Below are 17,053 nucleotides of genomic sequence, written 5' to 3' on the forward strand. Positions count from 1 at the left end.
GGCGCGCTAGGACGTGAAGATCTCCTCGCGGGCCTGGTCGAGGGCGGCGAGCACGGCCCCGCGCAGCACCGGGCTGCCCTCGACCCCGCTGGTGACGACCGTGGGCCGGATGGGGCAGATGCGGGCCACCGCCTCCTCCACCCGCGAGGTGAGCGCCACGCCGCCCGCCCGGCCGACCTCGCCGGCCAGGACCACGAGGCCGGGATCGAGGACCACGCACACGGACGCGACGCCGAGGGCCAGTCGCTTGGCGATCTCCCCGAGCAGGGCGTCGCCCCGATCTCCCGCAGCCACGGCGGCGGTCACGCAACCGGCGGCGCCGTCGCCGGAGAAGCCGTACTCACCGGCCAGCTCGACGACGGCCTCCGAGCTGATCAGCGACTGGAGACCCCCGGCGAGCGACGGCAGGCGCCCGGGAGTGGCCTTGACGTCCTCCGCCAGCGGCACCCCGGGCACGGGCAGGTAGCCGATCTCCCCCGCGCTGCCCGAGCGGCCGCGGTGGAGACGCCCGCCGAGAACCACGGCGAGGCCGATCCCCCGGCCCACCCACACGAGGACGAAGTCGTCCACCCCCCGCGCGGCGCCCCCGGCCCGCTCGGCGACCGCCGCGAGGTTGACGTCGTTCTCGATCGTCACCCCGCGGCGCAGGTCACGCGCGAGTGCCTCCTGGATGCCCTCGTGCCAGTGCGGCAGGTCGAAGGAGAACCGCACGTCGCCGGTGCGGGGATCGACGACGCCGGGCGTGCCGATCACGACGCCGCGCAGCCGGGACAGCGCCACCTTGGCCGACCGGCAGGCTCTCACGACCACGTCGTGCACGACCGGCACCGGGTCGTCCCGGCCGGCCGGCGTGGCCCGCACCTCGCTGACCACGTCTCCGTTGATGTCGGCGATCGCCGCCGAGACCGAGTCGGGCCCGACGTCGAGACCGGCCACGTACGCGGAGGACGGGATCACGCCGTAGAGGGCGGCGTTGGGCCCGCGGTTGCCGGCCTGCTCCCCCACGACCTCGACCAGGCCGCGCTCCTCCAGCCGGGCCAGCGTCTGCGAGGCGGTGACCTTGGACAGCCCGGTCAGCTCACCGATCCGGCCGCGCGTGAGCGGCCCCGACGCGAGCAGCAGTTCCAGGGCGGCCCGGTCGTTGATCTCCCGGAGCAGCCTGGGGACGCCAGGACGTCGCTCCATGCTCCTGCCTTCTGTGGTCGCCCCCGTCGCGCCGGCGCGATCGCCGCCCGCGAATCGTTCAACATCGTTCAGCATCGTTCAACATCGGACAACAAGGTTTGCCGCAAGCTTAGCGACCTCGCGGGCACGCGGAACGCCGCCCGCGCGCGCCTGACAAGGCGGATTCGCGACCACTCGTCCGCGCGGCTTCCGGGCGCGCGCCGGCGGGGCCGGCGCCGGATGCCGGGTTGCCGTCTTACCAATGCCAACCAGGCGGGATAATCAACTACATGCGACTTTCCGCCCGCGTCGACTACGCCCTCCGTGCCGCCGCCGAACTCGCCGCGGCCGGCGAGGGCCCCACCACGGTCGGCGAGCTGGCCAAGGGGCAGGAGATGCCCCCCAAATACCTGGAGAACATCCTGCTGCAGATGCGCCGGGCCGGTCTGGTCCGCGGCCAGCGTGGCCCCGAGGGGGGCTACGTCCTCGCCCGCCCGGCCAGCCAGATCTCCCTGGCCGACGTCATCCGCGCCGTCGACGGCCCCTTGGCGAATGTGCGGGGCGAGCGTCCGGAGCACGTGGGCTACCTCGGCGCGGCACAGGCGCTCCAGCAGGTGTGGATCGCGCTCCGCGCGAGCGAGCGGGCGATCCTGGAGGAGGTCAACCTGGAGCAGATCGCGAAGGGCGAACTGCCCCAGCGGGTGATCGACCTGGCCTCCGACCCCTCGGCCTGGGACTCTCACACGCCGGTGTGACGCCGCGGTGCCCGAGGGTGACGCCGTCTACCGGACGGCCAAACGGCTCCGCGCGGCCCTCGACGGCCGGCCGCTGACCCGGAGCGACTTCCGGGTGCCCCGGCACGCCCTCGCCGACCTCCGCGGCCGCGGGGTGCTGACCACGGCCTCCCGCGGCAAGCACCTGCTGACCCGGGTGGAGGGCGGCCTGACCGTGCACACCCACCTGCGGATGGACGGCAGCTGGCGGATCTCACCGGCCGGGCGCCCGTCGCCGCGCGGCGACGTCGTCCGGCTGCTCCTCGCCAACGCCGAGTGGCAGGCGGTCGGGATCAGGCTGGGAATGGTGGACCTGTTGCGTACGGACCGGGAGGAGACGGTCGTCGGTCATCTCGGGCCCGATCTGCTCGGCCCGGACTGGGACGCGGAACGGGCCTCGCGGAACGTCATGGAGGCGCCGGGCCGCACGATCGGCGAGGCGCTGCTGGACCAGCGGACCATGGCGGGGATCGGCACGATCTGGCGCGCCGAGACGCTCTACGCCGCGCGCATGTCGCCGTGGCGCGAGGTGGGGACGATACCGCACGACACGCTGCTGAGCCTGGTGACGCTCGCCCACGACCTCATGGAGGCGAGCAAGGACGCGCCGCTGCCGGTCACGACCGGCGACCCGCGCCCGGGGCGGTCACTGCTGGTGTACGGCAGGGCACACCGCCCCTGCCGCAGATGCGGGAACGAGATCAGTAGTGGGGATATGGGGGCACAGCCGTACGAACGGCTGATCTATTGGTGCCGTGTCTGCCAGGAAGGCTGAAGCTACGCGGCGACCATGTCTTTGACCTCGGGGAACCCGTCGAACTCGGGACCGGTCATGCCACCGGGCACCGTCTCCGGGATGGGCAGACGCTCGTGCTCCGGCATGTCGGCCATGACCGGGGCGGCCTGCAGTTCGGCGAGCGCGAACTGGTCGGACACCTCACGAAGCACCTGGGACAGCGGCACGCCAAGCGCACCGCAGATCGAGGCGAGCAGCTCAGAGGAGGCTTCCTTCTGACCGCGCTCCACCTCGGACAGATAGCCGAGTGAGACACGGGCCAGGGTGGAGACCTCGCGAAGGGTGCGATTCTGCCGCACCCTCAGCCGCCGCAGCACGTCACCCAGCAGCTGACGCAGCAGGATCATCTGTCGCTCCCTCCCCAAGGGGGGCGCCTTCACGACGCCTCGCGCGGTGGGCTCATGCCGCCCCTTCTTCGAATGGCCTTCGTACATACTCCTCGCCGTCATCATGGGCTCGCTCGGCCCCTTCGCCGGGCGCCTGCCGGAAGTGCTCCTCGCAGATGGCTCATGGACCTCACTCACAGCTCCACCGTACCTGTAGAGGGCGACACCGCGGCAGACCGTGGCGAGCATGTTCGCTGGGGACGTAACGCGGTAATCACCCGGAATGTTCCCCCGAATTTGCCTTCAGCACACCTTCCAGCAGGCCCAAAGCCTCCTGACACGTCCGCCGGCGGATCTCGTCGCGGTCTCCGGACAGGTGCAGGTCCCGGTGCCAGACGCGCTCCCCCGGCCCGCACAGGGCCACGTGGACCGTCCCCACCGGTCTGCCGTCCTGGGGTTCGGGACCCGCCACCCCGGTCACCGCGAGCCCGTAGTCGGACCTGGTGAGGGCGCGCACGCCCCGCGCCATGCCCGCCGCGACCTCGGGATGCACCGCGCCGACCTTGTCGAGCAGGGCGGACGGGACGCCGAGCAGGCTGCCCTTGAGGTCGGTGGCGTAGGCGATCACCCCGCCCCTGAAGGCCGCGGAGGCGCCCATCGGCTCCGTCATGGCGGCGCCGATCAGGCCGCCCGTCAGCGACTCCGCCACCGACACGGTCGCACCCCGCCGGACCAGGACCGACAGGATCCGCGCGGCGGCGACGCTCATCGCGCTCTCGCCCTCGTCGCGACCTGCCGGAGCCGGACGGCCCGCACCACGTAGTCGACTCCCGTGCCCACGGTAACGAGCAGGGCCAGGCCCAGCGGCACCCACCGGACGAGGGCGGGGATGCCCGGCAGGATGAAGAGCGCGATCGCCACGATCTGCAGGACCGTCTTGACCTTCCCGCCGTAGCTGGCCGGGATGACCCCGTGCCGGATGACGAGGAACCGCAGCAGCGTGACCCCGGCCTCCCTGACGATGATCACCAGGGTGACCCACCACGGGATCTCGGCGAGGATCGACAGGCTCACCAGAGCCGCGCCGATCAGCGCCTTGTCCGCGATCGGGTCGGCGATCTTCCCGAAATCGGTGATCAGGGCGTACTTCCTGGCAAGCCAGCCGTCGAGCTGGTCGGTCAGCGACGCCAGCAGGAAGACGGCGAGGGCGGCCATCCGCCAGCCGGTGCCGTCGATGAAGAGGAACACGGTGAAGGCCGGCACCACGGCCAGCCGGCCGATGGTCAGCACGTTGGCGATGTTCCAGGTGCTGACGGGCGCGGCGGGCCCGGCCCCGGCGGCCGGTGGGGCCGCCGGGCCCTCGAGGGTGCCGGGTGTGATCCCCGGCTCCACCGGTGGCTCGCCGCGATCCGTCATGCGCCTGCCTTGATCCTGGCGATCAGGTCGACCCCCTCGGAGTCGACGGCCACGGCCTGGACGATCTGCCCGGGGACCAGGCCGATGCCCTGGACGGTGACGGCGCCGTCGACCTCCGGCCCCTGGTGGGCCGCCCGCCCCTCGTAGCCGCCGTCGCCCAGGTCCTCCTCGATGAGGATCTCCAGCTCGGTGCCGATGCGTTCCTCGGCCCGCTGGGTGGTGAGCTCCTCGGCCAGCTCGGTCAGCGCCGCCACCCGCTCGTCCACGACGTCCTGGCTGAGCTTGCCGTCGAAGGCGTACGCCTCGGTGCCCTCCTCGTCGGAGTAGCCGAACACCCCGATCACGTCGAGCCTGGCCTCCTCGAGGAAGGCCACGAGCTCGTCGAACTGCTCCTGGGTCTCGCCCGGGAAGCCGACGATGAAGTTGGAGCGGATCCCCGCCTCCGGGGCGCGCTCGCGGATCCGCGCGAGCAGGTCGAGGAACCGGGCCGGGTCGCCGAACCGCCGCATGCGGCGCAGCACCGGCCCGCTGGCGTGCTGGAACGACAGGTCGAAGTACGGCGCCACACCCTCGGTCGAGGCGATCACGTCCAGCAGTCCGGGACGCAGCTCGGCCGGCTGGAGATAGCTGACCCGGACCCGCTCGATCCCCTTGGTCTCCGCGAGCCTGGGCAGCAGCTTCTCCAGCGCCCGCAGGTCGCCCAGGTCCTTGCCGTACGACGTCGAGTTCTCGCTGACCAGCACCAGCTCCCTGACGCCCTGGCCGGCGAGCCACTCGGCCTCGGCCAGCAGGTCGTCCGGGCGGCGGGAGACGTAGGACCCGCGGAACGCCGGGATCGCACAGAACGTGCAGCGGCGGTCGCAGCCCGAGGCGAGCTTCAGCGACGCCACCGGGCCGCCGCTGAGCCGCTTGCGCAGCGTGCGCGGGCCGCTGGCGGGCGCGACGCCCGCGGGCAGGCCGTCGTCGGCGAGCGCGCCGTGCCCGGGGATGTGGGCCGCCGACGCGGAGCGCTCGACGGGCGTGATCGGCAGCAGCGTGCGGCGGTCGCGCGGCGAGTGCGGCACGAGCGACCGGCCCTCCAGCACGTCGTCGAGGCGCGCGCCGATGTCCGTGTAGTCGTCGAACGAGATGACGGTGGCCTCGGGCAGCGCCTCCGCCAGCTGAGCGCCGTACCGCTCCGCCATGCAGCCCGCGGCGACGACCTTGGCGCCCGAGTCGGCCGCCGCGAGCAGCGTGTCGATGGAGTCCTTCTTCGCCGAGTCGATGAACCCGCAGGTGTTCACGACGACGACGTCGGGCTCGTCGTCGCCGGTTTGCCAGCCCGCGGCCTCGAGACGCGCGGCCAGCTCCTCGGAGTCGACCTCATTGCGGGCACAGCCCAGCGTGATCAGGGAAACGGTTCGGCGAACAGACATGATGCTGACTACGGTATCGGCAGTCGGCCCCTATCGGGGACCCGGGCCGCCCGCGGCGAAGGTCCGTCGCACACTCTCGCCGTCCCTGCCCGCGGCGCCGAGGTCCTTCCCGTTGAGCTCCAGGCGTACGGCTCCCGCGTCGGCGAACATGACCTTCAGCTTGCCCTTGGCCGTATAGGTCGAGTCGGCCCCCTGCGGCAGCGTCCCCTCGAAGAGCGCCTTGCCCTTGGCGTCCTTGACCGTGATCCACGACGGCTTGCGCGCGTGGACCTTGAGCACGACCATCCCCGCGGTCACCTGTCCGGCCGCGGCGCCGTGGGCCTTGGCCTGGTGGGCGCCCGCCTTCGGCTTCACCACCGGGAGCTCGACGGCCGTCTCCCCCGCCTTCCCCGCGGAGCCCGACAGCAGACGCACCAGGACGACCACCAGGATGAGCCCCGCGGCCACCGCCGCGACGACCGTCCAGTTGGAGGCACGGCGGCCACGGTCGCGCAGCAGCGAGTCGACGTGGAACATCGCGGACGCCCGCACCTCCGGCGCCGCCGCGCCGTGGGTCTGCTCGTACTCCCGGACGACCGCCTCCGGATCCAGCCCCAGGGCGGACGCGATCGCCCGCAGGTGTCCCCGGATGTAGAAATCGCCCCCGCAGACCGAGAAGTCGTCACGCTCGACGCCCTCGATGATGGCCTCGCGGATGTGCGTCCGCTGGCTCAGCTGCTCGACGGTCAGCTGAGCCCGCTGCCGCGCCTCCGCCAGATCAGCGCCAACGCTCATCGTCACGCCCCCCTGTCCGAGCTCTCGCTCGCGCACAATGCGCAGTTGGTCCCATTCAATCAGTAACTGACTACAAATGGTACCCATAGCGACACGGAGAGCGACGGAACGGGGTGGTGACGGCCTGTCACCCTCCGCGCAGGTCGGCGAGGAGTCCGGGCAGTTCGTCGGGTTTGACGAGAACTTCGCGCGCCTTGGAGCCCTCGCTCGGGCCGACCACGTTGCGGCTCTCCAGCAGGTCCATCAGGCGGCCCGCCTTGGCGAAACCGACCCGGAGCTTGCGCTGGAGCATCGAGGTCGAGCCGAACTGGGTCGACACGATCAGCTCGGCCGCCTGGACGAGCAGGTCGAGGTCGTCGCCGATCTCCTCGTCGATCTCACGCTTGGCGGCCGCCGGGGCGGCCACGTCGTCGCGGTACTCGGCCTGCATCTGCGCCTTGCAGTGCGCGACGACCTCGGCGATCTCCTTCTCCGAGATGAACGCGTTCTGCAGGCGCATGGGCTTGCTCGCGCCCATCGGCAGGAACAGGGCGTCACCCTGCCCGACGAGCTTCTCCGCGCCGGGCTGGTCGAGGATGACGCGGGAGTCGGCGAGCGACGACGTCGCGAACGCCAGCCGGGATGGCACGTTGGCCTTGATGAGTCCGGTGACCACGTCGACCGAGGGCCGCTGGGTCGCGATGACCAGGTGGATGCCGGCGGCGCGGGCGAGCTGGGTGATGCGGACGATCGAGTCCTCGACGTCGCGCGGGGCCACCATCATCAGGTCGGCCAGCTCGTCGACGATCACCAGCAGATACGGGTACGGCTGGTAGACCCGCTCGCTCCCGGGCGGGGGCACGAGCTTGCCCGCCCGCACGGCCTTGTTGAAGTCGTCGACGTGCCGGAAGCCGCTGGCCGCCAGGTCGTCATACCTGCGGTCCATCTCCCCCACGACCCATTCGAGGGCCTCGGCGGCCTTCTTCGGGTTCGTGATGATCGGGGTGATCAGGTGGGGGATGCCTTCATATGTGGTGAGCTCGACCCGCTTGGGATCGACCAGCACCATCCGCACCTCGTCCGGGGTCGCGCGCAGCAGGATCGACGAGATCAGGCCGTTGATGCAGGTGGACTTGCCCGCGCCGGTGGCGCCCGCGATCAGGATGTGCGGCATCTTGGCCAGGTTGGCCACGATCGTGCGGCCCTCGACGTCCTTGCCGAGGCCCACGATCATCGGATGGTGGTCGGCCTGCGCGACCTGCGAGCGCAGCACGTCGCCCAGCGACACGAGGTCCTTGTCCGTGTTGGGGATCTCCACGCCGATGGCCGACTTCCCCGGGATCGGGGAGAGAATCCGCACATCCGCCGACTTCACCGCGTACGCGATGTTCTTGGTTAGCGCGGTGACCTTCTCGACCTTGACCGCCGGGCCGAGCTCGATCTCGTAGCGGGTCACCGTCGGGCCGCGGGTGAACCCGACGACCTGGGCGTCGATGGCGAACTGCTCAAGCACGCTGGTCAGCGCGTTGACGACGATCGTGTTGGCCTTGGTCTGCGGCTTCGGCTGGGTCCCCGGGCGCAGCAGCGTGAGGTCCGGAACGGTGTACGGGCCCTCCTGCGAGGAGAGCACCAGCTGCTCGACCTTGCGGGGCGCGGGCGTCGGCAGCGGAGGCTGCGGTGGCGCCTTCACCGGCTCGGGCGCCGGCGGCTCGGCCTCGTCGTCGTCCACCAGGCCCGGGACGATCTCCGGTGAGTGGTCCTTCTCCGCCAGCACCGGGGTGTCGTACGGCTTGACGTTGTCGCCGACCTCACGGGCACCGTCGTCCGGCTTGCGCCGTCTCCTCTTCGGCGCGGCGGAGCCGGGCTCGCCCTTCTCCTCCGGCCGTTCGAACAGCATCTGGTGGATCTCGGCGAGCCGCTCCGGGATGCGGTGCACCGGCGTGGCGGTGATCACCAGCAGGCCGAACCCGGACAGCAGCAGGAGCAACGGGATGGTGATGAACGCGGGCAGGATGCTGGCCGGCGGGGCCGACACGATGAACCCGACCATGCCGCCCGCCGCGGAGATCTTGTCCATGCCGTCGTCCGGGCCGCCCGAAGGGTAGGGCGTGCCGTGCGCCACGTGAACGACCCCGAGAAGGCCGACGAGGAGCGCCGTCCAGCCGACGCTCATCCGGCCGGTCTCGGCGTTCTGCTCCGGGTGGCGCAGCAGCCGCCAGGCGAGCAGCGCCAGGAGCACCGGCGCCGCCCAGGCCAGCGAGCCGACCGTGCCGCGGAGCACGGCGCCGAGGAACGCGGCGAACCCCGTCTTCGCGTCCCACCAGGTCACCGCCGCGAGGACGACCGCCCCGGCCAGCACGGCGAGCCCGGCGCCGTCGCGCCGATGGGCGGGGTCGAGGTCGCGGGCGCCCTGGCCCAGCGCCCTGGCCACTCCGCCGACGCCGTGGGCCAGCACCAGCCACAGGGCGATGACCAGCCTGCCGATCATCAGGAAGAACCAGCTCACCGGGTCCTGACCGGTCGCGACGGGCCGCCTGGGGGCCGGCCGGGACGGCCGCGCCGGCCCCCGGCTCCGGGAGACGGGCGTTCCCCCGCGGGCGCCCCCGCGCGAGGAGGCCGTGGGCCGCTTGGCGGATGCCGTACGAGACCCGTTTCGCTGCGTGGGGCGCTTTCCGGACCCCTGTCCGGACGTACGGGTGGCCATGATGCCGAAGTTACCGGGGAGGACACCCGGACGCGCGGAAGGCTCGCCGAAGCGAATCGCCCCAATCGGGCATGCCCATTCAACCCTGACACATGTGTGCCCGCCTTTGCGCTTGACAGCGCAGCGCGTCACGTGAAAGCTTTTGTTTACGCATGAAAGGTCGAGGTGGTGAGCAAGACAGACGACATCAGCGGCGACGAACTCCTGAGGACGTTGTCCGCGCTGTCCAACCCCCATCGGCTGCGCGTGATCGCAGCCCTGGCCGAGGGGAGACGGTACGTCAGCCAGCTCGCCAGGGAGATGAGCATGAGCCGGCCGTTGCTGACGGTGCACCTGCGGAAGCTGGAGTCGGCCGGCCTGGTCACCGGATCACTGGAACTATCGGAGGACGGAAAGGCGATGAAGTTCTACGAGTTGGCGGAGTTCGAGCTCCTGCTGACCCCGGAGAGCGTGGCACGGGCCGCGACGACCCTGTCGGAGGGCACCGGCGATGAATGACAACGTGCTCGTCCTCGGCATCATCATCGCCGCGACCGTGCTCCTGATCGTCGCGATCTGGCAGGTCACGGCCGCCTACCGGGCCCGTGCGCTGATCTCCCGCGAGCAGTCGTTCCGCACGCTGAGCGAGGAGTCGGCGGCCGCCATGGGGCGGGTCGCCGACGAGCTCACCGAGCTGCGCGAGCGCGTCGCCTCCCTTGAGCGCCTGCTCAAGGAAATCGACTGACCCGACACAAACGACACGACACGACCGACGACAGCGTGGGCCGCCGAGCGGCAACTCGGCGACCCACGCAGGGAGCGGTGGACCCGGCCGGCAAGCCGGATCCGACGTACCACACACGGCCCGCGGCGAGCGCCAACTCATTCATCCGCGGAACCGTGCTGACCAGTACCGACGTCCCCTGGAAGGACAGCACACCGTGCACGCATCCGGCAAGTCCAGTCAGCCGGGCGGGGGTGGGGAGCGGTGATCTCCTCTCTCGCCGACCTCGCCGACACCCTGGCGGGGCAGCACGGCCCGGCCGTCGTGCTCGCCACGTTCCTCTTCATGGCCGCCGAGACCTCCCTGCTCGTGGGCCTGCTGGTCCCCGGCGACGCCGCCGTCCTGCTCTTCGGCACGACCGTCGGCACGCCCTGGCAGTACGCGGCACTGATCGCCGCGGCCGCCCTCGGCGCCATGATGGGCGAGACCATCGGCTACCTCATCGGCAGCCGGTACGGCACGGCCGTCCGATACTCGCGCCTCGGCCGCAGGCTCGGCGAGGGCCGCTGGGCCCGGGCCGAGGAGGTCGCCCGCGGCGAGAGCGGCGGCAGGGCGCTGATCGCCACCCGCTTCGTGCCCGTCCTGCACTCCATGGTGCCCGTCATCGCCGGCACTCTCGGCATGCCGTACCGCCGCTTCATCGCCTGGGAGGCGGCCGGCTGCCTGGTGTGGGCCGCCACCTATCTCGGCATCGGCGCGCTGGCCGGGACCGCGCTGCGCGCGCACGGGAGCCAGATGGGCTACGCCGCGTCCGCCGTGCTCGTCGCGCTCATCCTCACCGTCACCGCCGTGAGCAGGAAGGTGCGCCGCCGATGACCGCGACCCTGGCCGCCGCCGAGGTGGCGCTCGGCGGCTCGCTCTCCTTCGCCCTCGGAGCCGCCCTCCAGCAGTACGAGGCCGCGTCCGGCACGTCCAGCGCGTCCCTCCTGGGGCGCCTCGCCATCCTCATGCGCAGGCCCCGGTGGCTCCTCGGCGGCGTGGCGATCCTGGCGGGCGGGCTGCTGCACTTCCTCGCCCTCGGGCTCGGCCCGCTGACCGTGGTGCAGCCGATGACGGTGGCGAGCCTGCTGTTCGCCGTGCCGATCGCCGCCATGCTGCACCACCGCCGTCCGGCCCGCTCCGAGCTCGCCGCCGCGGCCGCGGTCACCGCCGGGCTCATCGCGCTCGTGCTGCTCGTCCCGCCCACGACGGCGGCCCCCCATCTGACGTCCGGCGACGCGCTGCGCTTCCTGCCGATCACCGCGCTGCTCGCGCTGCTCTGCCACCTCGCCGGGAAGCGGGTCTCGCCGCGAGCCCGCGCCGCCCTGCTGGCGATCGCGTCCGGGCTGATGTACGCCTCCGCGGCCACGCTCAACCGGGTGATCGCCGAGGGCGCCCTCCACGACGTCTCCCGCCTGCTGAACTGGTTCACGCTCGTGATGCCGTTCGTCGCGGCGAGCGCGCTCGTGCTGCTGCAGAGCGCCTACTCCACGGGCCACTTCGGCGTCGCGTACGCCACGGTCCAGGTGGCCGATCCCGTGACCGCCGTTACCGTCGGCGTGCTCCTGCTGCACGAGCGGCTGCCCGTCGACCCCGGCGGCCTCGCGGGCGCCCTCGCCGCCGCCGCGCTGGTGGTCGCCGGCACGGCCGCGCTCGGACGGCGCTCGCCGGACACCGGCCACGCCGAGGCGAGCCCGGCGGCGCCGGCCGTCACCACGGCCGCCTAGACAGAGCCGCCAGCGCCGTCCAGCGCAGTCCAGCGCAGCCCAGGGCCACCGGATCGGCCCGGGCCGCGCCCGGCCCCGCCCGATCGGCCGGTCTGTCACCCCGGTCCCTCGCGCCGGTTTCCCACGCCGGTCTCTCATGCCGGTCTCTCATGCCGAAGGAAGCTCCGCCATGTCTCCCTTCATCACGCCCTCCAGCCCCTCCGGTTCCCCGTACACGCTGGCCCTCGCCCAGGACAGCGCGGACGTGTGGGACGCCCTCCGGCTCCGGCACCAGGTGCTGCCGGCCGAGCTCGGGACCGGGCGCGTCTCCCCCGTCCCCGGGATCGACATCGAGGAGATCGACCTCTCCTGCGACCACGTTCTCGTCAGGGAACGGGCGACCGGGCTGGTCGCCGGCACCTGCCGGCTGCTGCCCCCCGCCCGTGCCCGGATCCTGCACGCCGACGGACGGTTCGACCTGGGCCGGCTCGCGGGGATACGGCGGCATCTGGTCGAGGTGGGCCGCGTGTGCCTGCACCCCGCTCACCGCGACGGCGCCGTCATGCGTCTGCTGTGGAGCGGCATGGGCGCCTACGCTCGCGAGCGGGGGCACACCTGGCTCGCCGGGTCGTATCCCGTGCCCCTGCACGACGGCGGCGTCCTCGCCGCGGGGGTGTGGGACCGCGTGTCGCGCGGTCACCTGGCCCCGCCCCACCTGCGGGTGTCGCCCCTCGGCCCGTGGCCGTCACCGTGGCCGTCACCGTGGCCGCCCTCCGAGTCGCCTCCCGGCCCGCCGCCGCAGTCGCCCGAGTCGCCGCCGGGGTCGCCCCCGGCCTCCTCGGCCGGCGAGCGGTTCCGGGTGCCGCCGCTGCTGCAGGGCCACCTCCGGCTGGGTGCTCGCGTCTGCGGGCCGCCGGCCCACGACCCGGTCTACTGCACGGCCGAGTTCTTCCTGCTCCTCTCCCTGAACGACACCGACAACCGGTACGCCCGCCACGTCTTCGGAGTTGCCGCATGAGCGTCTGGATCCCCGACTCCCCCTGCACCCCGGAAACCTGCATAACGGCCCCCGCCGCCACGGCAGGAGCGGGCCGCCGCCTGGCCCGCGGCTGCGGCGTCCTCCTCATGATCGCCACAGGGTTCGTCCTGGCGCTCGTCGCCCGGCGGCTGCGGGCGGACGCCCGCGCCCGTGTCGCCCGGGCGTGGACCCGGCTGGCGGTCCGGGCGATCGGCGTGCGCACGACGGTGACCGGCGACCTGGCGGGCTACCTCGCGGGCGACTCCGGCGGGGTGCTCCTGGTGGCCAACCACATCTCGTGGCTCGACCCGCTCGTGCTGTCGGCCGCCCGGCCCTGCCGGATGGTCTCCCAGCACGAGGTCAGCACGTGGCCGGTGCTCGGCACCCTGGTCGCCGGCGCGGGGACCATCTTCCACCGGCGCGAGCGCCTGCACGCCCTGCCCGGAACGGTCGGACGGGTGCGGGACGCGCTGCGCGCCGGGGACGCCGTGACCGTCTTCCCCGAGGCCACCACCCTGTGCGGGGCCGAACCCGTCCGCTTCCGCGCCGCGTTCTTCCAGGCGGCCGTGGACGCGGGCGTCCCCGTGCGGCCGATCGCGGTGCGATACCGGGACGCCTACGGCCGGCCGGCCACCGACCCCGCCTACATCGGGGACGACACGATGGCCGGGTCGCTGCGCCGGGTGATCCGGGCCCGCTCGCTCGTCGCCGAGGTGACCGCGCTGCCGGAGATATCCCCGAGCGAGCTGTCGGGTTCCCGCCACGACAGGCGCTTCCTCGCCCGCCTCGCCCAGCGGGCCGTGGCGGATGAGCTGGGGCTGAGCGGCTCCGGAACGTTCCCGGCCGAGGCCGCCGCCGACCGGCCGGGCGGCTGTCCGATACCCGACAACCGTCTGGTCGGGGCTCGCTGAGCTGGTCTTGGATGGCTAGCGAATCCCCACTTCAGCGACGGGAGCAAACCGAATGGGTTCGGTACGCGTGGCCATCGTCGGCGTAGGCAACTGCGCCACCTCCCTCATTCAGGGCGTCCATTTCTACCGGGACGCGGATCCGGGCAGTCGGGTGCCGGGCCTGATGCACGTGCGGTTCGGCGATTACCACGTGGGTGACGTGGAGTTCGTCGCGGCCTTCGACGTGGACGCCAAGAAGGTCGGCCGCGACCTGTCGGAGGCCATCGTGGCCTCCGAAAACAACACCATCAGCATCTGCGACGTGCCCCCGCTGGGCGTCACCGTCCAGCGCGGCCCCACCTTCGACGGCCTCGGCGCCTACTACCGAGAGATCATCGAAGAGTCCGACGAACACCCCGTCGACGTCGTCCAGGCCCTCAAGGACGCCCAGGTCGACGTCCTGGTCTCCTACCTGCCCGTCGGCTCCGAAGAAGCCGACCGCTACTACGCCCAGTGCGCCATCGACGCCAAGGTCGCCTTCGTCAACGCCCTGCCCGTCTTCATCGCCTCCGACCCCGAATGGGCCGCCAAGTTCACCGCCGCCGGCGTCCCGATCGTCGGCGACGACATCAAATCCCAGGTCGGCGCCACCATCACCCACCGCGTCCTGGCCAAACTGTTCGAAGACCGCGGCGTCGAACTGCTGCGCACCTACCAGCTCAACTTCGGCGGCAACATGGACTTCATGAACATGCTGGAGCGCACCCGCCTCCAGTCCAAGAAGATCTCCAAGACCCAGTCGGTCACCTCCCAGATCCCGCACGAGATGGCCAAGGCCGACGTCCACATCGGCCCCTCCGACCACGTGCCCTGGCTCGACGACCGCAAATGGGCCTACGTCCGCCTCGAAGGCCGCTCCTTCGGCGACACCCCCCTCAACCTCGAATACAAACTCGAGGTCTGGGACTCCCCCAACTCCGCCGGCATCATCATCGACGCCGTCCGCGCCGCCAAGATCGCCCTCGACCGCGGCATCGGCGGCCCGCTGCTGTCGCCGTCGTCCTACTTCATGAAGTCACCGCCGGAGCAGTACTCCGACGACACCGCCCGCGACGCCGTCGAGAAGTTCATCCGCGGCGAGCTCGAGCGCTGAACCGCTCCGGGCGTCACGGGCTCCATCCGGCCGTGACCACCCGGACGGGTTCGGCGCCCGCGAGGGCGACCGCCCCCACGAAGCCCTCATCAACCTCGACGTCCCACACCAGCCAGGGGCCCGGTAGCGTTCCGGTGGGATCCCGCACGAGAAGCGGGCCCGGAGCGCCGACAGGCAACCGGAGCCCCTGCGCCAGGCGCGCCCCCGCGGCCTTCACACAGGCCTCCCTGCGCGTCCACAGCCGCGCGAACCGCTCGCCCACACCCTCGCCCTCGCCGTCCTCCAGGTAGCGGCCGTCCTCGGCCGGGAAGAACCGGGCGGCGAACGCCCCGGCGTCGAAGGCCGGGCGCGCGGTCTCCACGTCGACGCCGACGGGCCGTCCCCCGGTGACCGCGACCAGCGCCACGTCGCCCGAGTGCGACAGGTTCCACTCCACGTCCGCCCGGCCGGCCACGCGCGGCTTGCCGTTCGGCCCGGCCGTCCAGCGCAGCGCCCCGGGCGGTACGCCCAGACGCGCGGACAGGATGTGGCGGAGCGCGCCGTGGGCCACGACATACCGCCTGCGGTGGCCGGCGCTGACGAGGCGGTCGGCCCTCGCCCGCTCCCGGCCGTCGAGCACCGGCCGCAGCCGCGCGACGACGTCGTCACCCACGTCGAGCCGGATCCGCCACACCCGCACCGTCTCGGGCGTCACCGTCTCGGGCGTCACCGTCTCGGGCGTCACCGTCTCAGTCATCACCGGCTCAGTCATCGGCCCGGCCATCCGTTCCGTCGCCGGTTCCGCCGCCCGCGGCTCCGGCCGGCCGGTGAATCTCGGCCAGGCGGACCTCCCCGTCCGTCAGCGTGACGAGCAGCCGCTCCAGCCCGCGCAGGAACGCCTCGATCGAGCCGGGCGGTATGTAGCGGGTGTCGGCCATCAGACTGATCCGGATCATGTCCGGTTCGCCGAACACGTCGTAGACCTCCAGGGAGAACGTGAGGCTGTCCTCCTCCGTGCGGTCCTCCCACCGGAAGACGGTGTCGGCCAGCGCGGCGCGCAGGTCGGCCGGCGGGAGCAGGGTCCACTCGCGGCGGCGGCAGGGGTCCACCCACTGGTCGTCGTAGTAGCACGACAGGTCGATGACCGTGCCCCGCGCCACCGCCACGTCCCGCACCAGCCGGTCGGCGTGCCGGGGGTCGTACAGCCCGTGGCGGTAGGCCCGGACGGCCGCAGACCAGGTCTCGCGCACCACATCCTCGAAGAGCTCCCCGTCCACGTCGATCGTGGCGACGATCTCCTGCGCGAGATGCCCCACGGCGTACCTGAGCTCCGGTGCGAGCCGGTTGGGCGCGACCAGCCTGAGCGCGCACCGCGGCCGGCCCGTCATCCGCCCCAGCAGGGCGGCGGTGGCGGCGAGCAGCACCATCGAGGTGGTGGTGTGACAGGCCGTCGCGAGCGTCCGCAGCGCGACGGGCACGGCCCGGGAGACGAGCCCGCCGCGCCAGAAGCGCGGCGTCGAGGCGGGACCGGCGGCGGGCGGGAAGATCTGGGGCGGCGCGAGGGCCAGTTGCTCCGCCCAATAGCGGAGCGCGGCCTCAAGGCGTCCCCGCCCCTCCGCGGAGCCCTCCCACAGCGCCTGGTCCACCGGGGTGCGCGACCGCGGCGGGGGCGTCGGCGCGCGTCCCTCCGCGGCGGCGGAGACCTCCTCGGACAGCTCGCCCACGAGCAGGCGCATGCTGGTCAGGTCGGCCGCGAGATGGGACGCGCACAGGATGACCATGCCGGGCGCGTCGTCGATCACGCACACGAGCGCGCGGAACGGCAGGTCGGCCGCGGGATCGTACGGCCGGTCGGCCAGTCCCGACTCCGCCTCCCTGAGCACCCGCCCGAGGTCGGTCTCGCCCCGCGACTCGACCGTCAGGACGTCGACGGCCACGACGCCGGCGGACAGCACCCGCTGGCCCGGCTCGCCTCCATGATCGACGCCGAACAGGCTGCGCAGCGCCTCGTGCCTGCTGACGATCACGCCGATGCGCGCCAGCACGTCCTCGACGGTGAGGCCGCCGGGCACCGGCATGACCTGGGTCACCTGGTATGCCGCCTCCGGAACCACCTCCATGTCACGCCAGATCTGCCGCTGCCGCCAGGTGAAGGGCCCGGTGACGGAGCGCGTCCCGTGGAACGGGACCAGATGCCGGACCAGTTTCGCCATCATCG

General features: G+C 72.4%; 18 protein-coding genes. 9 read left to right on the forward strand and 9 right to left on the reverse strand.

Annotation, left to right across the window (positions count from 1 at the left end; all coding sequences use genetic code 11):
- Window positions 1–6: 6 nt before the first annotated feature.
- Window positions 7–1,185 carry an ROK family transcriptional regulator gene (locus tag JOL79_RS02895; RefSeq protein WP_210154003.1) on the reverse strand — a complete coding sequence of 393 codons (1,179 nt, stop codon included), beginning with the start codon at window positions 1,183–1,185 and terminating at the stop codon, window positions 7–9.
- Window positions 1,186–1,454: 269 nt separating this feature from the next.
- Here JOL79_RS02895 and JOL79_RS02900 point away from each other — a divergent pair, with 269 nt between their 5' ends.
- Both JOL79_RS02900 and JOL79_RS35310 read left to right on the forward strand, forming a co-directional pair.
- On the forward strand, window positions 1,455–1,919 hold the full coding sequence (locus JOL79_RS02900) for an RrF2 family transcriptional regulator (RefSeq protein WP_210154004.1): 465 nt from the start codon (window positions 1,455–1,457) through the stop codon (window positions 1,917–1,919).
- Window positions 1,920–1,926: 7 nt separating this feature from the next.
- Window positions 1,927–2,712, forward strand: coding sequence for a DNA-formamidopyrimidine glycosylase family protein (locus JOL79_RS35310; RefSeq protein WP_210154005.1), 786 nt, complete (start codon window positions 1,927–1,929; stop codon window positions 2,710–2,712).
- A gap of 2 nt (window positions 2,713–2,714) precedes the next feature.
- On the opposite strand, the gene JOL79_RS02910 is transcribed toward JOL79_RS35310, so the two are convergent.
- The 6 genes from JOL79_RS02910 to JOL79_RS02935 all read right to left on the reverse strand — a co-directional run bounded on the left by JOL79_RS02910 (window position 2,715) and on the right by JOL79_RS02935 (window position 9,347).
- Complete coding sequence (locus JOL79_RS02910; protein ID WP_210154006.1) at window positions 2,715–3,080, reverse strand: helix-turn-helix domain-containing protein; 366 nt, start codon at window positions 3,078–3,080, stop codon at window positions 2,715–2,717.
- A gap of 253 nt (window positions 3,081–3,333) precedes the next feature.
- The gene (locus tag JOL79_RS02915; RefSeq protein ID WP_210154007.1) at window positions 3,334–3,828 is read right to left on the reverse strand and encodes a CinA family protein; all 495 of its coding nucleotides are present in this window, start codon (window positions 3,826–3,828) and stop codon (window positions 3,334–3,336) included.
- Entirely contained in the window at window positions 3,825–4,475 is a 651-nt protein-coding gene (gene pgsA, locus JOL79_RS02920; RefSeq protein ID WP_210154008.1) for a CDP-diacylglycerol--glycerol-3-phosphate 3-phosphatidyltransferase, read from the reverse strand. The genes JOL79_RS02915 and pgsA overlap by 4 nt, the downstream gene beginning before the upstream one ends.
- Window positions 4,472–5,890, reverse strand: a complete 1,419-nt coding sequence (gene rimO, locus JOL79_RS02925; RefSeq protein WP_210154009.1) for a 30S ribosomal protein S12 methylthiotransferase RimO — start codon at window positions 5,888–5,890, stop codon at window positions 4,472–4,474. Before rimO ends, pgsA begins: the two co-directional genes overlap by 4 nt.
- Before the next feature lie 30 nt (window positions 5,891–5,920).
- Window positions 5,921–6,664, reverse strand: a complete 744-nt coding sequence (locus tag JOL79_RS02930) for a helix-turn-helix domain-containing protein (RefSeq protein WP_210154010.1) — start codon at window positions 6,662–6,664, stop codon at window positions 5,921–5,923.
- Window positions 6,665–6,791: 127 nt separating this feature from the next.
- Window positions 6,792–9,347, reverse strand: a complete 2,556-nt coding sequence (locus JOL79_RS02935) for a DNA translocase FtsK (RefSeq protein ID WP_210154011.1) — start codon at window positions 9,345–9,347, stop codon at window positions 6,792–6,794.
- Window positions 9,348–9,515: 168 nt separating this feature from the next.
- Between JOL79_RS02935 and JOL79_RS02940 the strand changes: the two genes are divergently transcribed.
- From JOL79_RS02940 to JOL79_RS02970, 7 genes are all read left to right on the forward strand, one after another.
- Window positions 9,516–9,845 carry an ArsR/SmtB family transcription factor gene (locus JOL79_RS02940; protein WP_307848275.1) on the forward strand — a complete coding sequence of 110 codons (330 nt, stop codon included), beginning with the start codon at window positions 9,516–9,518 and terminating at the stop codon, window positions 9,843–9,845.
- The gene (locus JOL79_RS02945; RefSeq protein ID WP_210154012.1) at window positions 9,838–10,071 is read left to right on the forward strand and encodes a hypothetical protein; all 234 of its coding nucleotides are present in this window, start codon (window positions 9,838–9,840) and stop codon (window positions 10,069–10,071) included. The genes JOL79_RS02940 and JOL79_RS02945 overlap by 8 nt, the downstream gene beginning before the upstream one ends.
- A 243-nt stretch (window positions 10,072–10,314) precedes the next feature.
- The gene (locus tag JOL79_RS02950) at window positions 10,315–10,926 is read left to right on the forward strand and encodes a DedA family protein (RefSeq protein WP_210154013.1); all 612 of its coding nucleotides are present in this window, start codon (window positions 10,315–10,317) and stop codon (window positions 10,924–10,926) included.
- Window positions 10,923–11,816, forward strand: a complete 894-nt coding sequence (locus JOL79_RS02955) for a DMT family transporter (RefSeq protein WP_210154014.1) — start codon at window positions 10,923–10,925, stop codon at window positions 11,814–11,816. The genes JOL79_RS02950 and JOL79_RS02955 overlap by 4 nt, the downstream gene beginning before the upstream one ends.
- 169 nt (window positions 11,817–11,985) lie before the next feature.
- Window positions 11,986–12,813 (forward strand): GNAT family N-acetyltransferase, encoded by an 828-nt coding sequence (locus tag JOL79_RS02960; RefSeq protein WP_210154015.1) that lies wholly within the window; start codon window positions 11,986–11,988, stop codon window positions 12,811–12,813.
- Window positions 12,810–13,724 (forward strand): lysophospholipid acyltransferase family protein, encoded by a 915-nt coding sequence (locus JOL79_RS02965; protein WP_210154016.1) that lies wholly within the window; start codon window positions 12,810–12,812, stop codon window positions 13,722–13,724. Before JOL79_RS02960 ends, JOL79_RS02965 begins: the two co-directional genes overlap by 4 nt.
- A gap of 52 nt (window positions 13,725–13,776) precedes the next feature.
- Window positions 13,777–14,856: an inositol-3-phosphate synthase gene (locus JOL79_RS02970; protein WP_210154017.1), complete on the forward strand. Its 1,080-nt coding sequence runs from the start codon at window positions 13,777–13,779 to the stop codon at window positions 14,854–14,856.
- A 13-nt stretch (window positions 14,857–14,869) separates the two neighbouring features.
- Here JOL79_RS02970 and JOL79_RS02975 read toward each other — a convergent pair whose 3' ends face one another.
- Together JOL79_RS02975 and JOL79_RS02980 are read right to left on the reverse strand one after the other, a co-directional pair.
- Complete coding sequence (locus JOL79_RS02975; RefSeq protein WP_210154018.1) at window positions 14,870–15,592, reverse strand: 4'-phosphopantetheinyl transferase family protein; 723 nt, start codon at window positions 15,590–15,592, stop codon at window positions 14,870–14,872.
- A 7-nt stretch (window positions 15,593–15,599) separates the two neighbouring features.
- The gene (locus tag JOL79_RS02980; protein WP_210154019.1) at window positions 15,600–17,051 is read right to left on the reverse strand and encodes a condensation domain-containing protein; all 1,452 of its coding nucleotides are present in this window, start codon (window positions 17,049–17,051) and stop codon (window positions 15,600–15,602) included.
- Window positions 17,052–17,053: the final 2 nt, after the last annotated feature.

The organism is Microbispora oryzae (assembly GCF_017896165.1).
Lineage (GTDB): Bacteria > Actinomycetota > Actinomycetes > Streptosporangiales > Streptosporangiaceae > Microbispora > Microbispora oryzae.